16 protein-coding genes are annotated in these 16,668 nt (G+C 37.6%); 3 read left to right on the plus strand and 13 right to left on the minus strand.

The window, feature by feature from the left end:
* Positions 1–11 precede the first annotated feature (11 nt).
* Positions 12–722 (plus strand): ABC transporter permease subunit, encoded by a 711-nt coding sequence (locus AC0VYC_RS17425; RefSeq protein ID WP_135009577.1) that lies wholly within the window; start codon positions 12–14, stop codon positions 720–722.
* Complete coding sequence (locus tag AC0VYC_RS17430) at positions 719–1,462, plus strand: amino acid ABC transporter ATP-binding protein (protein ID WP_144679082.1); 744 nt, start codon at positions 719–721, stop codon at positions 1,460–1,462. The genes AC0VYC_RS17425 and AC0VYC_RS17430 overlap by 4 nt, the downstream gene beginning before the upstream one ends.
* Positions 1,463–1,566: 104 nt before the next feature.
* Here the strand turns inward: AC0VYC_RS17430 and AC0VYC_RS17435 are convergent, their stop codons facing one another.
* The 3 genes from AC0VYC_RS17435 to AC0VYC_RS17445 form a co-directional block, all read right to left on the minus strand.
* On the minus strand, positions 1,567–2,067 hold the full coding sequence (locus AC0VYC_RS17435; RefSeq protein ID WP_024719448.1) for a YwgA family protein: 501 nt from the start codon (positions 2,065–2,067) through the stop codon (positions 1,567–1,569).
* 30 nt (positions 2,068–2,097) lie between these two features.
* Positions 2,098–3,399: an HD domain-containing protein gene (locus AC0VYC_RS17440; RefSeq protein WP_007497716.1), complete on the minus strand. Its 1,302-nt coding sequence runs from the start codon at positions 3,397–3,399 to the stop codon at positions 2,098–2,100.
* 170 nt (positions 3,400–3,569) lie between these two features.
* Complete coding sequence (locus AC0VYC_RS17445) at positions 3,570–3,791, minus strand: YuzB family protein (RefSeq protein WP_003215259.1); 222 nt, start codon at positions 3,789–3,791, stop codon at positions 3,570–3,572.
* Positions 3,792–4,033: 242 nt separating this feature from the next.
* On the opposite strand from AC0VYC_RS17445, the gene AC0VYC_RS17450 reads away from it, so the two are divergent.
* A complete protein-coding gene (locus AC0VYC_RS17450; RefSeq protein WP_045033901.1) occupies positions 4,034–4,834 on the plus strand; it encodes an RsfA family transcriptional regulator in 801 nt (266 codons plus the stop codon).
* Between the two features lie 35 nt (positions 4,835–4,869).
* On the opposite strand, the gene AC0VYC_RS17455 is transcribed toward AC0VYC_RS17450, so the two are convergent.
* From AC0VYC_RS17455 to AC0VYC_RS17500, 10 genes are all read right to left on the minus strand, one after another.
* Complete coding sequence (locus AC0VYC_RS17455; protein ID WP_041507923.1) at positions 4,870–5,103, minus strand: DUF5970 family protein; 234 nt, start codon at positions 5,101–5,103, stop codon at positions 4,870–4,872.
* Positions 5,100–7,376 carry a glycosyltransferase gene (locus AC0VYC_RS17460; protein WP_475388924.1) on the minus strand — a complete coding sequence of 759 codons (2,277 nt, stop codon included), beginning with the start codon at positions 7,374–7,376 and terminating at the stop codon, positions 5,100–5,102. Before AC0VYC_RS17460 ends, AC0VYC_RS17455 begins: the two co-directional genes overlap by 4 nt.
* Positions 7,377–7,479: 103 nt before the next feature.
* The gene (locus AC0VYC_RS17465) at positions 7,480–7,965 is read right to left on the minus strand and encodes a tetratricopeptide repeat protein (RefSeq protein ID WP_061420532.1); all 486 of its coding nucleotides are present in this window, start codon (positions 7,963–7,965) and stop codon (positions 7,480–7,482) included.
* A 35-nt stretch (positions 7,966–8,000) separates the two neighbouring features.
* The gene (lipL, locus tag AC0VYC_RS17470) at positions 8,001–8,846 is read right to left on the minus strand and encodes an octanoyl-[GcvH]:protein N-octanoyltransferase (protein ID WP_475388925.1); all 846 of its coding nucleotides are present in this window, start codon (positions 8,844–8,846) and stop codon (positions 8,001–8,003) included.
* A 188-nt stretch (positions 8,847–9,034) separates the two neighbouring features.
* Complete coding sequence (locus tag AC0VYC_RS17475; RefSeq protein ID WP_335350537.1) at positions 9,035–10,150, minus strand: cysteine desulfurase family protein; 1,116 nt, start codon at positions 10,148–10,150, stop codon at positions 9,035–9,037.
* 8 nt (positions 10,151–10,158) lie between these two features.
* Positions 10,159–10,536, minus strand: a complete 378-nt coding sequence (dndE, locus tag AC0VYC_RS17480; protein ID WP_475388928.1) for a DNA sulfur modification protein DndE — start codon at positions 10,534–10,536, stop codon at positions 10,159–10,161.
* Position 10,537: 1 nt separating this feature from the next.
* A complete protein-coding gene (dndD, locus tag AC0VYC_RS17485) occupies positions 10,538–12,502 on the minus strand; it encodes a DNA sulfur modification protein DndD (protein WP_335350535.1) in 1,965 nt (654 codons plus the stop codon).
* A gap of 14 nt (positions 12,503–12,516) precedes the next feature.
* The gene (dndC, locus tag AC0VYC_RS17490; RefSeq protein ID WP_335350534.1) at positions 12,517–14,124 is read right to left on the minus strand and encodes a DNA phosphorothioation system sulfurtransferase DndC; all 1,608 of its coding nucleotides are present in this window, start codon (positions 14,122–14,124) and stop codon (positions 12,517–12,519) included.
* A 19-nt stretch (positions 14,125–14,143) separates the two neighbouring features.
* Entirely contained in the window at positions 14,144–15,190 is a 1,047-nt protein-coding gene (dndB, locus tag AC0VYC_RS17495; RefSeq protein WP_335350533.1) for a DNA sulfur modification protein DndB, read from the minus strand.
* 490 nt (positions 15,191–15,680) lie between these two features.
* Complete coding sequence (locus AC0VYC_RS17500; protein WP_335350532.1) at positions 15,681–16,448, minus strand: hypothetical protein; 768 nt, start codon at positions 16,446–16,448, stop codon at positions 15,681–15,683.
* Positions 16,449–16,668: the final 220 nt, after the last annotated feature.

Raw genomic sequence — 16,668 nt, forward strand, 5'->3', positions numbered from 1 at the left:
GAGCGATCTGAGTGGATTTTGACGTTGCTTTTATGTTTCAGGCCTTTCTAGCCGCACTTCATTATTTGCCAACGACGCTGCTATTAGGTTTTCTCCCGCTATTATTCGGCTCCATCTTTGGCTTTGGCATTGCCCTTATTCGTTTTTATCAAGTGCCTATATTGTCTCCATTGTTCAAATGGTTTGTGGCGATTTTTAAAGCCATTCCTGTTGTATTAATCTTGCTCGTATCTTATCTTATTTTTTCCGATTCGCTCGATCAATTGGCTGCATCTCTTTCGCTGCCAATCCGTTTTAGCGATTTAGATAGACGATGGATTGCCATTTTCGCCCTTTCTTTATATGCCGTCAGCGGGTTATCAGAGATATTTCGAAGCTCTCTTGCGTCCATCCCAAAGGGCCAATTTGATGCCGCTCTATCCGTTGGTTTCACAGGCAGACAGGTGTTGCGAAGAGTGATCATTCCACAAGTCTTTCCCATCTCTCTTCCTTTACTGAACAACATGCTCATCAGTTTAATCAAAGCCTCTTCTCTCGTCTCTATGGTATCTGTGGTCGATATTTTAAACGGCGCTTTAATCAAAGCCAATGTGAACTATCGTTATCTTGAAGCCTACATTGCTGTTGCCCTTATTTACTGGGCGCTGTGTGCCTCTATTGAAGCCATTACAGCCGGATATGAGAAATATGGACACAAAAACAAAAGGAGGCGATTGGCATGATTCACATCAAACAAGTGCATAAAGCATTCGGTCAAAACCAGATTCTAAAGGGAATTGATTTAACGGTAGAAAAAGGCGAAGTCGTTGTCATTTTAGGTCCGAGCGGCTCTGGGAAATCAACATTTCTCAGATGCTTAAATTTTCTTGAGCGTGCGGATCAAGGCGAGATCAGCATTGATCACACCAGTGTCACATTCAATCAAGCAAAACCGAAAGACATTCTGGCAATTCGCCGAAAAACAGCCATGGTCTTTCAGCAATACGACCTGTTTATTCATAAGACAGCACTTGAGAATGTCATGGAAGGCTTAGTCATTGCCCGTAAACAACCGAAAGACCATGCCTATGACACAGCACTCCAATTGCTCAAAAAAGTAGGGTTACTAGAGAAAAAAGATGCCTATCCGCATCAATTATCTGGCGGACAGCAGCAGCGAGTAGGCATTGCAAGAGCACTTGCATTGAATCCGGAAGTCATTTTGTTTGATGAGCCGACCTCCGCTTTAGATCCCGAGCTTGTAGGTGAAACACTTGACGTCATTAAACAAGTGGCACAAACCGGGGTCACCATGATCATCGTCACCCACGAGATGAGCTTTGCCTATGATATTGCCGACAGGGTCATTTTCATGGAGGATGGGGTCATTGTTGAATCAGGCACCCCAGTAGAAGTCTTTGAACAGACGAAGGAAGAACGGACAAAACAATTTTTAGCGAGATTTTCTTATCATCATTCCTAAAAAACAAGTCGATCCATGAGGTCGACTTGTTTCTGTTTCTATATGCGTGCAAAATAAAAACCAGTCTGTTCTAGCCATTGGCTATTACATACTGGTTCTTATCGTTAGTTCAATTCCTTCAACTGATCAATATACGCAAGGGCTGCCTCAAATTCTTCGTCCGTATAGCGCTGCTTGCTTTTAATGGTGAAGACCTTTTCCTTTACCTCATCTTTTGGCAGATCATCAAAGTATAAAATCGTTGAGACAAGCTCTAGAAAACGAGACGATTGCTCATTCATCTGCTGCGTCAGCACTTTGAGGTCAGGCATGTCCACTTCACACTGATCGAGAAACTCTTTCCCATTGTCCGTCAGCGAATAGCGATATTGAAAGTATCCGCCCTTTTTTTCCTTCATTTCGTCCAAGAATCCAAGGTTGCACAGCTCTTCAATTCTGAGCGTCAACTCCTCTGAATAGGGGCCATAAAAATGAAAATCGTATTTCTCGTAAAAAGGCAAATCTAGCTTTTTTGCTATGTAAATCATTTTTTGCAGCTTCTTCCGTCCAACGATTTCCCCAGATTCAGAGAACACCTTCATCAACTTTGCATGCTCTTTCAACAAATTCCCGACATCTCCTTTTTCAGTACTTCCTTATCCCAATCCAAGCAGCTTCATGATCGCCTTCTTTTCTTCAGCTTTTTCCGACATATCTACAATTAAGTCCATCGGGAAATAAAGTTTATGATCGGTTCTTCGTTTACCGGAAATGGCGTCAACAATATCTGACTGTCTCGACAGTTCTTTAATATGACCACTTTGCGTCAAGAGATGGATCGGCAGCCGTTCTTCTTCTTCGCCCGGTCTATAGAAGTCATAAGGCAAATCAGAGGAAGAGTCGACCACTAAATAATAGTCAGGATCAATTCCTGCTTCTTTGAACAAAGCCGTCAGCTTGAAATATTTCGTCATTTCTTCGTTTGGATTAAACTCTGTATATTGGAATAAACGGCGGTTCATAAAACGGCGGCACAAATCAGCCAACACGTGATCTTCTTCATCTTCCCACGCCTGAAAATAAAATAAGACAATGGATTCATCCAGCTTAATATAGTCCTCTGTGGTGACATTTCCTTCAAAAATTGAATAAAAATGCACAGGAGCATGTGTGAAAATATATCCCGTTTCATGCAGCTCTTTTGCACGATGGAGAATTTTTGTTAAAATGACTTCCGCACTGCGTGTCACTGGATGGAAATAGACTTGCCAGTACATTTGATAGCGGCTCATAATATAATCCTCTACGGCATGCATCCCGCTCTGTTTCATCACAATCTGATCTTCTCTTGGACGCATCACGCGTAAAATACGTTCCATATCAAAGTGACCATAGCTGACGCCTGTATAGTAAGCATCACGCTGCAAGTAATCCATTCGGTCGGCATCAATTTGACTTGAAATCAAACTGACCACCTGTTTGTTTTGATACGTTTTGGCAATGACTTCTGCTACATGCTTTGGAAAATCGTCACTGACCCGGCGCAGCACTTCATTTACTTCCGTCTGCCCTAAAATGATATCTCTTGTAAACGATTCATGATCTAAATGAAAGACCTTTTCAAAGGAATGAGAAAACGGACCATGTCCAAGGTCATGAAGCAGGGCGGCACTCAGTACAAGCTCACGCTCCCCTTCATCCCATTCGGGTCTTCCTTTAAACACATCATCCACAATTCGTCTGACAATCTCGTATACACCGAGTGAATGATTAAATCGGCTGTGTTCTGCCCCATGAAACGTTAAATAAGTGGTGCCTAGCTGTTTAATTCGTCTAAGGCGCTGGAACTCTCTCGTTCCGATTAAATCCCATATCAATGCATCCCGTACGTGAACATAGCGGTGCACAGGATCTTTAAATACCTTTTCTTCGGATAATTTTCCTTTTGGATACGCCATCGTTTCGTCCCTCTTTTTTTAAGACGTGTTTCTATTATATCGGGTAACTTTTCCCGAAAACATCCTTGAATTTGCTGGCGAATGTGTTCTCATAGATTGAACGGACGTAAAAAGCCCGACCTGACAGGGACGGACCTCTTTTTAGGTCGACTGAACACATTCAGTGACATTTATTTGACTTTTTTTTGAACCTTTTCGAGTAACTCATCTTCTGTTGGTGCGGATAATGGGCGATTGTTCACAAACGCAAAAGCCTTTTTTCGTCCTGGACCGCAATACGATTGACAGCCAATCTCAATTTTTGCATCAGGGTCAACCGATTTAAGTCGAGGCAATAACGTTTTTAGGTTCGTCGCATCACAATCGTCACATACGCGAAACTCATTAGCCATGTTCTTACGCTTCCTTTCAATGATGAAACTTCATTCTATATGAAACAGTTGGACAACTAAGAGTGAATAATATACCACCCAACATTGTACATCGAAGCGACTGGAGTTGCAAGAAGCTTTGTCAGCACAGAGACGTATTCACATAAAAGCTAGTATTTTCCACTATCCTTTTAGCAAACTTGTATAAACCTTCTTCAACTTGGCTAATCTAATACCATCAAATCTTATGGGGGTTTAAACACATGTCAAAACAAAGACAAGATGCTTGGTCAGAGGAAAATGATCTCCTTCTGGCAGAAACCGTCTTACGTCACGTCAGAGAGGGCAGTACACAGCTGAACGCATTTGAAGAAGTGGGAGACAAGCTAAACCGTACCTCAGCGGCATGCGGATTTAGATGGAATGCTGTCGTGAGGCATCAATATGAAAAAGCATTGGCACTTGCCAAAAAACAGCGTAAACAACGCATGCGTGCACTCGGCAATGGGCAGCCTGCGAAAAAACGTTTGCTCTATCAGCCGCAAGTTGAAGAAACGATCACACAGGAAGAGTTCTCTCAAGAACTGGAACCTGCGCAAGAAGAAACGTTTGCACCTGCAGCCGAAACAGCCGAACAGCTTCAGTTTGTGGATCAAAGCTACAATGAAGAGTTAGCTAGTTTATCACATTTATTGTCACAGGCTTCTCAAGTGACAGAGAAAAAGCCAGAAACCAATCCATTTGGGCAGCGCCAAGAGCTAACCATTGAAGATATCATTGATTTCTTACGCCGCTATGAAGGCAATGGGCAGCAATCTTCTGCCTTACGCATGGAAAACAGCCGGTTAAAACAAGAAAACAATGAACTTTCACATAAAGTGTCGCAGCTAGAAGCTGAAGTGAAAAAGCTTGAAAAGGATCAGCTCACGATTCAAGAAGATTATGAAACACTCGTCAAAATCATGAACCGTGCAAGAAAACTAGTTTTGTTTGAAGAGGACGACAGTGCCGCACCAACCTTTAAAATGGATCGTAACGGCAACCTTGAAAAAATGGCTGAATAACCAAAAAGTGCTCCCCACCTGCGGGAAGCACTTTTTTAAATACCCAAAAACAGCATCACGCTAAAAAGGACATTGATCAAGAAGACGAACATAAAAATGTACCTAACTTGCCTCACCTGAAAATCACCAAAGATAAAAATATAAAGCCCTGCGATACCAAGCGTCAGTACAGGCTGAAGAAACGGCACGAAAAGCGAAATGCCGTAGCCGGCTCCTATGATGACAGGAAGCCATAGTAAATAGAGGTAACCGCCATTTTTAGATTTCAAGAAACCACTCCCTCTCTTTCTTCTATCTGCTTGATTTCAGGCTGAACAAACTTGAGTCCGGCCATTGTACGTCTGCGTTTTTGTGATGTCCAAATCGCAATCGCTGGCTGATCCGTTAGAGACTCTGTGTCAATGGTAATCAGCACTTTCCCATTTAATTCAATTGAATCTTCAAACTCAATTTTGCACCCAGATAAACTGATATCATGTATGATCACCGGCACCTTCTCTTCTAGTCGGTCCTCATAGGCGATCGTGCCTGTCACACCTTGCAAAGGCCTTCTCATCCATTTGCGCCGCAGAGCCTTTGGTACCTTCTCCGTTTCTCTTAAAAAGCGGAGAAACGTCCGAACAGCATGAGATTTTTTCTCACGATCCGTCATCGCTACATGCTCTCGTGTGAATAAGAAACGGATCAGTGATAAATACTCTGATTTTTTTGTGTCAGTAAAAGCAACACCAACCATCAGCTTGTCTCCCTCTGGATAGCTCCAAACCACATCACACGACACGCTTTCATTCTCTGAAAAAAACAATTGCGTTTGTCCTTGATAAAGAGAAGACGCTTGGTCCAATGGAATGGACAGACGTGCACCTGAATCACTCATATCTAGTAGAAAACAAGCAATCGACTGATCTTGATGATCAGAACGAAGATGCCCCTCTTTTTCAATGACAAACCGCTCTGATTTCCGATAACGCGGTCGATCAAACGCCACAAGCAGTGCCATGAATAAGCCTGCACCGTTATAAAGCACCCAAAAAATATTAATCAACAGGAGATCAGCGTTCATCGTCCCATTTACCTTCACATCGTAACCTATTTTCACAAGGGCAAGCAATGAGAGCAGCAAGAAGATCAGATGGGGAATCATCGTTTTCAAATGAAAATGCCTTTTGTCCGTTTGAGTTCCCTTCGGTGTCACCAGAAATTCAACCCGTTTCTTCAAGAACAGTTCACTGAGTGCCACACCAGCTAAGTGGAATGCCATTGAACTTTCATAAATATGACTCCAAAACATACTTCTTTTTTGATTCGACACAAGTTTAAAAGCTAAATACGAGCTAAAGAACGCCGGCAGCCAAAACATGAAAACGGACTGGAAATCTGCCCAGAAACTTTGAATACCAAACAATAAAAACAAAATCGGTGTGAGAATATAAATCATTTTAAACAAACCGTTAAACCAATACACAATGCCATCTAAATAAAGAACACGCTGCATAAGCGTTAAGCCGCGCACCTTCAAAGGATTAAACTTACGGGCACACTGAATGTTCCCTCTCGACCAGCGATCTCTTTGCTTTAACAGATCAAGCCAGCTTTCAGGTGCCAGACCGACGGCTAATACTTCTCCGACAGACACAGATTTGAATTTCCCTTGGAGAAGCATTCCTGTTGCCATGTCTTCTGTAATCACTCCAGTAGCAAATCCGCCAATTTCATCTAATGCCGTTCTTCTAAATACCGTATTACTCCCAACATACATGACGGCATTAAACCGATCCTTACCAGCTTGGAGAGTTTGCATGAAGAAGTCCTGCTCATTTGGAATTCGATCTTTCGAGAACATATTATATTGGAAAGGATCTTCGTTATAAAACGCCTGTGGAACTTGAACAAACGCAGTTGCTCCATCATGAAAATAGGGCACTGTTTTTTCTAAAAAGGAAGGAAGAGGGACCATATCTGCATCAAGTGTGAGAATCAGCTCTCCATCCGTTTGAGACATCGCATGATTTAAATTACCTGCCTTAGCAAATCTGTTATCTGTTCTTGTCAGGTAATGAACACCAAACGCAGAAGCAAGCTGCGCTACTGCTTCCCTATTGCCATCATCACATAAATAAATTTGAACGCTTTCCTTCGGATAAGAGAGATTCAAACAACCTGCAACAGTGCGTTTCAGCACCTCAATTGGTTCATTATATGTAGCTATGAAAATATCAACTGTTGGCAGCCTTTCAAGATCACTGATCATGACTTGTTTCCGATTTGAAGGCTTCCAAACAAGTGTATAAAACACAAGCAGCTGGATAAACCCAATGCATTCACAGGCAACAAGCAAAATGCCCATGACAATATTAAAAGTACCTTCATGCGGCAATGTAAAGAAGAGACGCCAGCAAATATAGGCAGCATTTGTTAACACACAAAGCACAATGATGATTTTTTTCACAGTAGAAGCCATTGGTTGGATACGATATATCATATACAACAGAGACAACATACAAAGCATAAACAGCGGGTAATACGTGGTGATGAATGACAATACATTTTCCTTCTTTCTTATGTCATAAAGGACTATCACATATAAAATGTCATAACAAAGGAGGGGATTCTTCCATTAGATTGCCCCTCCATTTCTATATAAATCATTTCCACAATCGATCTAACTGATTTGAATAAAAATCAATGGCCCTTCGATAACTCAAAATAGCAGGATCATTTGTCGTCTCAGTTAAACAGTTCAGTAATATTTCCATGGCTTTGCTATGTTCATTTAAATTATACAAAGTCATGGCATAAAACGTTTGAATGGCTTTATTATGCGGATAAGCTTCCATCGCATGGAGGAATATTTGTTTTGACTTTTCATATTCCCCTAAGGTTCTGTATGTACTTCCTAATCCTAAGAAAGCATCTTCTCTTTCTTCTGAAGACAAACCTAGTTCAAGGGCCCTCTCATAAAAAAAGACAGCTTGTTTTTCCTTCCCTAACACATCATAACTCCAAGCACATTGATAGTGAATGGAGGCATGATCTGGATACTCTTCTACAAGACGGATGAGCATGTCATTGGATTCTTGAAGATGTCCACTTTCTCGAAGTTCAATAGCTTTCAGAAGTTTCGTTTCCATTACATCACCCCTATTTTTAAGATGGGACGATATGTTTACGAGAACACTTTCTCATTCCGCTCAATCATCCGCGCCATGTTTTTCTCAAACTCCAGTTGTTCCTCGGTTGTCAACCCTGAAGCAGTCAGTTGCTCGCTCAGCTTTTGAAGTTCTTCTAGTAAAAGACGCATGAGAAGCGCACAATCAATGGGTTCTCCAGTTAATTCTGATAGGGATGCCATCGTATCAGGCTTTATATCAGGGAATACCGCTTTCACCTCATGCCTTCTATCCTTTAAGGCCGCCTCATAAAAACGGCGAATCAACTCAGCTCGTTTTCGACCGCTTCCATCTGCACACAAATAAATTTGCACAGCGACCCCTCCTCGTAATCTACGCTGAGAAATGCCGGCAAATTTCTTTCCATTAATGCTCAAATCGTAGCTACCTGGACAGTAAGAGCCGACAATTTCATAGGCTTCAATGTCCACATCATACATCGACAGCATCCGGCGGATCAATTCCACCATCGCATCATATCCACGGTCAATATCAATGCCCTTCTTTTGTTCCGCAAAGATTAAAGACACATTTAGTACGCCTTCATCCAGCACAACAGCAAGACCACCTGAATTGCGCACAATGACGCGATATCCCTCTTCCTCAAGAAGCTTTACACCCTCTTGGAGAAATGGAAGTCTTGTATCCTGAATCCCAAGAACGATCGTATTGTGGTGTACCCAAGAACGCGCTGTCGCTGGTGAGAGTCCTTTCCCGACCGACGCACAAAGCGTATCATCCATCGCAAAAGATTGCTTTGGATCTACATAGAGACCAAGGCTCGATTGATCTATGATTCGCCATGTCGGCTGCGTCAATAACTCAATAGGTTCATTTTTCATGTCCTGCATATCCTCTCGTTCATAAACTGTGTTTATTATAACATGGAGGGACACTCATAAAATTTTTCAAAACCCTTTTCAACACTTAAAATTATTTGATAATAAACTGATGATTAACCGTTAACCATTCAGTTATAAATTAGCTATACAAATCAAAACAGGGACAAGATATTGTCCCTGTGCAAGAGTTATAAAGATATAAAAATATCCAATTCATTTTTATCAATATACGGAGATAGACAAAATCTTATAGTTTGTCTGATCTCGTTGATCCTCATACCTATGGCTGCGAGTACATGTGATGGCTTGGATGCGCTACATGCTGAGCCAGTTGAGACAGCTATAGTAGACGATAGTTTTTTTACAAGTATTTCGTTATTAATACCCAAAAATTGAACACTTATAATACCAGGGATTTTATTTTTTGTGGGATTATTAAATTTTATATTTGAACCAAATTTCTCACTTAACACCTGTTTTAAATAGCTTTCAAGGTCGATTAACTTTAACTTATTAGCTTCTAAATTATTATATGCAATTTCGCTAGCTTTACCCATCCCTACAATATTGTGAACTGCAAGAGTTCCGCTTCTTAATCCGTTTTCTTGCCCCCCACCATGCAACAGTGGTGTTATATCGGGATACATACTATACTGATCCTTCCTTAGAAAAACGGCTCCCACCCCTTTTGGCCCATAGTATTTATGAGCCGACAAGGATATTGAAGAAAGACCCGGTAAGCTGTCTAGTTCTATGTTTACCTTACCTACAACTTGAGTAGCATCAGAATGAAAAAAAACCCTATGTTCTTTACAAATCTCAGACAATTCTTCAATAGGCTGAATTGTGCCAAGCTCACTATTCCCCCATTGTATACTTGCCAAAATTGTTTCAGGACGAATAGCTTGTTTAAATTCTTTTAAATTTATAAATCCATCTTCATTAACAGGCAAGATCGTGACAACATATCCATTCCGTTCAAGGTACTTAAAAACTTCTAACACAGATGGATGCTCCACAGAAGTCGTAATAATATGTTTACCCCTATGCTTTCGTTGGTCAGAAATTCCTTTAATAATAAAATTATTGCTCTCCGTTGACCCACTAGTAAAGATAACTTCATCTTCTTTACTCCCGATGAGACGTGCCACTTCTTGTCGAGCAATAGAGACTGCCGATTTTGAAGAAACAGCTTGTGAATAATATTTACTGGAGGGATTACCGAAAATATCACTTAAATATGGCAACATCGCTTCTTTTACTTCAGGATGAACTGGAGTAGTTGCCGAATTATCTAAATACAACAATGTCCTCACCTATTTCCTTCACTGAAAAATTTTGTGAATAATTTTTCGAAATTTCCTGCCAATCGATACTCTCCTTCTAAAAGAACTATTCCTCTAGATAGATGCCGATTAAAATAATCAGGAAAAAATTCCTCATCAGATAGATGACAACCAGCATGTTGTCTAATCAATGCTTTATAAACATAATCATGCTCTCCTGTCATAGTATTTCGATTAATTTCAATCCCAGAAGTGTCTGTAACCTCTGGAGGGCTGCTTGGGTCATTAAGCGAAAGTGATACTGCTAATCGAGAAAGAACATTCCACGTCAGACCTAAAGAACTTTGTAATGTTCTAAGGATCTCTTCTGTTTCTTTCGAAGTTTTTAGACGAAAGTTCATCATATCATCCCTTAAAGTAATTTTCCGAAATTAAAGTAAGCTGTTTTGATGAATTAAAATTCAAAGTATACTCACGTGAGATAAACGGAGATAGCAATTGATAGTGATATTCATCAATTTCGCTATCTGTTGATAAAATAATAGTTTGTCTTTTTAAGCTTGGAATAAAGACACTTAAAACGGATGCCTTGTGAGTTTTATCTAGCCTGCCTAGCAAAGTATCAAATATAAAGGGAACTTGCCTTCCAGAACATTCAAAAATAGCCCAAATAATAGATATCACTAAAATTTGTTTTTCCCCAGCTGACAAAGTATGCTTTGCAAGTATATTCCGATTATTATCAAACAGAGTTATATCATAATTTTCTGGGTCGATTCTAATTGAAGAGATATAATCATTTTTCCTTAGTATCGTTTTTAAATTCTTAGTTGCTAATAGTTGAATATCTTGTAGCTTTTTCTTTATTTGTATCTCCCTATAACGTCTGCTAAGTGAAATGACTTTTTGAGCTTCAAAAAAAGAACCTGATGTTTTATTATATTTACGCAGCTCGGTTTTAATTTTTTCTATTTTCCCTAAAACTTTAGCAAGTTCACTTTTTAATTCATTCAAATATTGGTTCTTTTTTTCTATTTCTCGCTGCAAATCAATAATTTTTTTGTTGTATTTTTCCATTTTTCGAAGCATATCTTCAAATTCGTATGCAGAGTCATTTATATAGACTTGTTCTTTTAATTTTTGCAGTTCTTTTAGCTTAGTTGAGTTATCTTGTAGTAGATCTAAATTTTCCTTAAGTAAGTCCTGATTTAAAATGTTAAAAATCCGCTCCACTTCCATATACTCAGAAAAAGAAGCTCCATGTATCATCTCAACTTGATCTTTAGGATATATCAGGTGAAGCAATTTGTTTTTTAATTCTAGGGCTTGTTCATCTGAGTTATCTACATTTACAGAAGTCAAAATCGCATCTAATTTTTTAATATCTAATTTTTTGTCTAGTTGTTGGGCTAGTAATAGTGACTCTTCATTCTTTAATTGCTCTCTCGTTTTTATTACTAAGTCTCGCATTAAGAAGAACGGGAGCAAGGAGGATATAAACTGTTTTATCTCTCCAGATCTTTGTTTACGCTTTTGTTCTATCCCTGAAATATTAAAAAGGATTGTTTCTCGTTCTTTCTTTTTCAATCCTCCATGTTTTTCAAATTGATTCTTTTCTTTTAAATAATCATCTTGTAATTCTTTCAGATCTTGTTCTTTCTCTTTTAAAGAGTTAATTGTACTATTAATATTCTCTCTCAACTCTTTTTCTTTTAAATTAACAGCATATAATTGATCCTCAATTGAAGCTCTCTTCGTTTGATCCAGTTCTTGCTTCGAGTACTGATCTAGATCCATTTCGAGGTTTTCAAATAAATCTAAATTAAAAACAACTTTAGAAAGCTCTTTAATGTATTCCCCAATTTGATTCTGCGAGATTATACGCGCAATATCTTCACCATCAAACAAACAAAATTCCAAGAGTTTCGGTGGCATAACTTCTTTTAATTTTGCATGAAAGATCTCTTTCTTTGTACCATCTAAAAACGATCCATTTTCGACGAGATAATCATTTTCTTTTAAAGTACCATTTAAATAAACCCATTCACGTTTCAATTTGTATTCGTAAGTTTTTAAATTATCTACTATCATAAATTCAATTTCTATACTGAAATTTTTTTCTTCATTTCGTTTTGCACTATTGTTTAATAAGCTATTCACATGTTTAAAATAATCAGCATTCTCAGTTTTATAACCCAGGCCGTACGAACCAAACAAGCCTAGTTTAATAGCTTGCAATAGTGTCGTTTTTCCAGCTCCATTTTCTCCGCCAATTAATATGACAGTTTTATCTGAAGACGTCTCGAAGTTAAACTTATTTCTATCTTTATATGGACCAATATTTTCGAGTAAAACATTATTTAAATGCATAGTGTAACCCTCTTCTATAAATGTAAATAATCTTGCTGTAGCACTTTGCCTATTTCGTTATTAAGTCCACGTCGAATTTTATATCCAGCAAAATCTTTTTCAATATTAATAAGTTTTTTCATCACTTTCAAGTCAACATTGAACTCTTGACAAAGTAGACTTAATTGCGAAACTTGCTCCTGATCCAACATAGGTAGGTCATCAACCTCCCAATTAATAGAGGCATTGTCTCCATAAACTTTTTGGTAAATATCTGGAACAGAATAATTCCATTCTCCTTGCTTAAACCAAATTCTGCGGATTTCCTTTAATTCTTCTTCCGAAATCAATTCATATGAATCGTCATCAGGATGACTAATTGTACGTTGGACAGCAAGAAGACGGGTCAAAATTTCCTTACGCGCCTCGACTGTATAAGGTCCTAAACCTAGTTGAGCATATTTTTCAACGATTTGACCATCTAGAGTCTCTTCATGATAACGAAATAATACCATATGATCTTCTGGCGAGCTTAAGTCTATATTATTTTGTGCTATATAATTACGATGCTCTTCCTTTTCAACAACCTCAAATTGCTCAAAGGGAATTTTCCTTTCTTTTCTCGCTGCTTTTTTTGGAATTAAAACGAATTTTTGTTCATCTTCCTCTATTACTTTCACATCTCTAAAATAGATTTGCCCGTTCATCCGATGTTTCATTCTCATATTGCGTTGATCTCTAATAGATGTAAGCCAGTTACGGAAATCTAATAATGGTTTCATCCAATCATGTCCACTCTGAATAAAACCCGTTAATGCTTTATCCTCTGTTACAACTGTACAAACCCAACAGCCAAATCGACTATTTCCACATGATCCTGCACTTTCTTTGATATTTTGATCAATTACAAGAGGACATTCACCACTATTGGAGTCTTGATACAATCGATATAGCTCATTATTATCGTCTCCCCAAGGCGATGGCGAATTTAACAAGTAACTCCAAACATCATCTAGAGTGAAATTTCTAATGGGGGCATACACATAGGCATTAGATAAAGTTGAATGTCTCATAAAACGATGTCCTTTAATTGTGTGCTCTCTAATGCTATTTCCACGTGAAACACTCTCATCTTCACGAACCCCTAAAACCATAATGACTTCACCGAACGTCGAAACTTTACTCATAACAAAAGCATTTGCAGGTTCAATCTTCAATCTATCTGTGCACCATCTGAAATTTTGGCTAGGAGAAGGATACCCTTTACCAATCAAATTTACCCAAAAAGAATTTTCAGGTTCTGGTCTTACTTTATGTGTTTCAATTGGCAGTTCTAATTCCAATGCTTTGTTTTGAATCCGAGACAAGGTAGTATTGATTGAGTTAATGATTAATGGAGTTTCCACTAATGTATCAGATGAAATGACATAAACTTTTTTTGACCTCTCGTCAGAAGGGAGTTCAGCCAGAGCTTCAAATACTAATTGTACGACAACAGTGGAATCTTTCCCTCCACTATAACCAACTACCCACGGGCGAGGGTCTTCTCTATAAGCTTCTTTAATTTGTTCCTTCGCTTCATCTACCAATGTCTTCTCATTGGAGAATAAATTTGAAATTAATCCGTTATTCAAAAAAGTCACTCCTTACTTTCTTAATTAATTACTCCACATTTTGCAGTAGGTAATCAATCCTTTCGGATGTTAATTTAATAGTCTGGTTTGTTTTTTGAATTCGACCATTTTCGTTAAAAGCTCGTCCCAACCAGTCAATTTTATTCGTCCGATTCCAATCAATGTTCTTTAACTTTGTTAATTGCACCTTCCAGTTTCCGGGGAATCGACTACGATACTTGTTACCTACATCGCCAAGAGCCTCTACAAAGACACTATGTCCACAAATATAATTTAAACGTAATTGTTTCGGTGAAAGCTCTTTATTATAAACAAGTACCCATTCATAAATAGATTGACAAACTACTTCCCAAAAATCTTTAAGAAAAACTTGCTCCTCTTCAGTAAGCAAACTCCCTTTACTTTTAGAAAGAAGCCTTTTATTTGTATTATAAATAAAATTAAGCGCTAAAACTTTTGGAGAATTCTTAGATAAAGAAACTCGTTCTTTATCTGTATACTTATTTAAAAAAAGGTTTTGACTTACTATTTCTTTAGTGACCAATGCAAGAGGATCTCGCTGATCATATAGTATACCTATAGACGATGTGGTATTTATCGAGTGTAAATTAAGATCGGAAAAAATCTGTTGAGATCTTTTTAGTCTATCATCATGAAAAAACACTACAGAAATTGTCTCATCTCCTAATTCTGAAGACAACTTTAATGCTTCTTCAATGGCAGCCCTTCTGTGCTGACCATCATTGATTAGAAAACGAGAATCCATCGAAATTCTTAACATTCCTAAATCACTATTAAAAGCATTATTAATTGGTTCAAAAATAATTTGGCCATCAATAGAGGCTGTGATTGATGAAAACACATAGTCCTTTAGATTATCAACAATATATTGAGTTAAAGTAGGTATTCTTGATTTATTTAGAATGCGCTGAGCTCTATATTCAACAGGAATTTCCTCTTCATCGAACAAAAAAATTTTAGGAATCAATCTTAAGGGACACATCACAACATAATACTCTTTACCCGCTTGAATGCCCCTAATAGCAGGAAAATTATAAGAGAAGGTTACATCCATGCTTCACACCCCATTTACGTACGTAATAATCATTTTAATTATATCACTTATAATAACTGATTCATATTCTTTGTCTAATTCCAAAAAATGATGAAAAAAAGCGCGTTTATGGGAGAATTAAACTTAATCTCATTAAATGAAATTATTGTATTTTTTAAATGAGATTAGACACATAGTGTAAATATATTAAGAAGGTACTTTTAGAAAAAAGTCTTTAATATTAACTTTTGATGCCAATTCTTTTTTTTCTTCACTTAGATAAGCTAATAAATGAGATTTCCCGTCGCCAACACTTCCGCAAAGTTCGTTTTATAGAAGATTTTCTATTTAATTCTGGAACTTTAAATATTAGATCTCTAGTGTTACTTGTTTATTTCCCTTTTTGAAAGCGATAAACCGTTTATTTCACTCCATTTCACCCTTTAATGATTGCATATAAATTGAAAATTTATATATAGAGTGTAATGATTATCGTGAATTTACCAAATTTTTAATTGATAGGACCTTTAAAAGAGAACTCTATATTAACAGTAATCTCATCTGTATTTTCGGAATTAAACACAATGATGTTTCCTTTTTTCTTTCCATTTTCTGAATCGGATTGAGGACGGTCCCACAGGATTAATTCTTCTAAACTTGTGATATCTTGTATTTCGACTTTTTTAGTTTTAAATTGTTCTTCATATAGAGTATATTCTTTAATGATTTCGCTGAATAAGAAATTTTCCCATCCTTCGCAAGTCAGCTTTTTTGCCATGCTTGGTAAAAAAATCTTTTGAAGTTGTGCTTCTCGATCATTATATTCATTTGATTGTTTAACTGTTTCAAAAAGATTTCTATTTTCACGGATTCTCTTTTTTAAACTTTCACCTGTAAAAGAATTAAGTTCAGGGTCTTGAAATAAACCTAATTCTCTATAATTGCTATCTCCTATTGTCCCTTTTGCTAAAGTGCCTAAAACGTCTTTGAAATCAAAAAATGACAATTTAATTACTTTGTGTTCTTCAATTAGAAGCTCTAATTGGTTTATAAGTAATACTTTTTCTGATTCAGTTAAATTGCTGTCACAAATTTTACTCTTTAAATTCTTTGAAATAGTTAAGACATGGAGTGGCATGCCTTCACCTTGTAGATCTAAGCTTCCCCCAGGGATAGTATCTAATTGTTCTGAGACGATACTTATTAAAGAGGTGTTTTCCCATTCTTTTTCTTGCTCACTTACCTTATTTCTAATGAGCGCTAAATAATCAGCTTTCACTTTTTTGTTTGTGTAAGCAATAACTAATTTGATTTCATTTAAACAGAGTGCAAAGGTTTCATATGTTCCACCAAGTTTATGTTGATGTTCAGATAAACAAGAGGAAGTACTCTTATCATTCCTTAATGAGGGAAGACATTACATATTAAAAAGTGAGGATGAAGATGCTTTAATATTCGTGATTTCTATAAAAATTTCTTTGTTCAATTACTTCTTTCTA

The organism is Bacillus sp. iso_77 (assembly GCF_056173625.1).

Coding starts and splice junctions, on each gene's coding strand:
- AC0VYC_RS17440 (WP_007497716.1), bottom strand. CDS start 3,399: ATGGCGTATCCAAAAGGAAAATTATCCGAAGAAAAGGTATTTAAAGAT.
- dndE (WP_475388928.1), bottom strand. CDS start 10,536: ATGATGAACTTTCGTCTAAAAACTTCGAAAGAAACAGAAGAGATCCTT.
- AC0VYC_RS17450 (WP_045033901.1), top strand. CDS start 4,034: ATGTCAAAACAAAGACAAGATGCTTGGTCAGAGGAAAATGATCTCCTT.
- dndB (WP_335350533.1), bottom strand. CDS start 15,190: ATGGATGTAACCTTCTCTTATAATTTTCCTGCTATTAGGGGCATTCAA.
- AC0VYC_RS17445 (WP_003215259.1), bottom strand. CDS start 3,791: ATGGCTAATGAGTTTCGCGTATGTGACGATTGTGATGCGACGAACCTA.
- AC0VYC_RS17465 (WP_061420532.1), bottom strand. CDS start 7,965: ATGGAAACGAAACTTCTGAAAGCTATTGAACTTCGAGAAAGTGGACAT.
- lipL (WP_475388925.1), bottom strand. CDS start 8,846: ATGAAAAATGAACCTATTGAGTTATTGACGCAGCCGACATGGCGAATC.
- dndD (WP_335350535.1), bottom strand. CDS start 12,502: ATGCATTTAAATAATGTTTTACTCGAAAATATTGGTCCATATAAAGAT.
- AC0VYC_RS17430 (WP_144679082.1), top strand. CDS start 719: ATGATTCACATCAAACAAGTGCATAAAGCATTCGGTCAAAACCAGATT.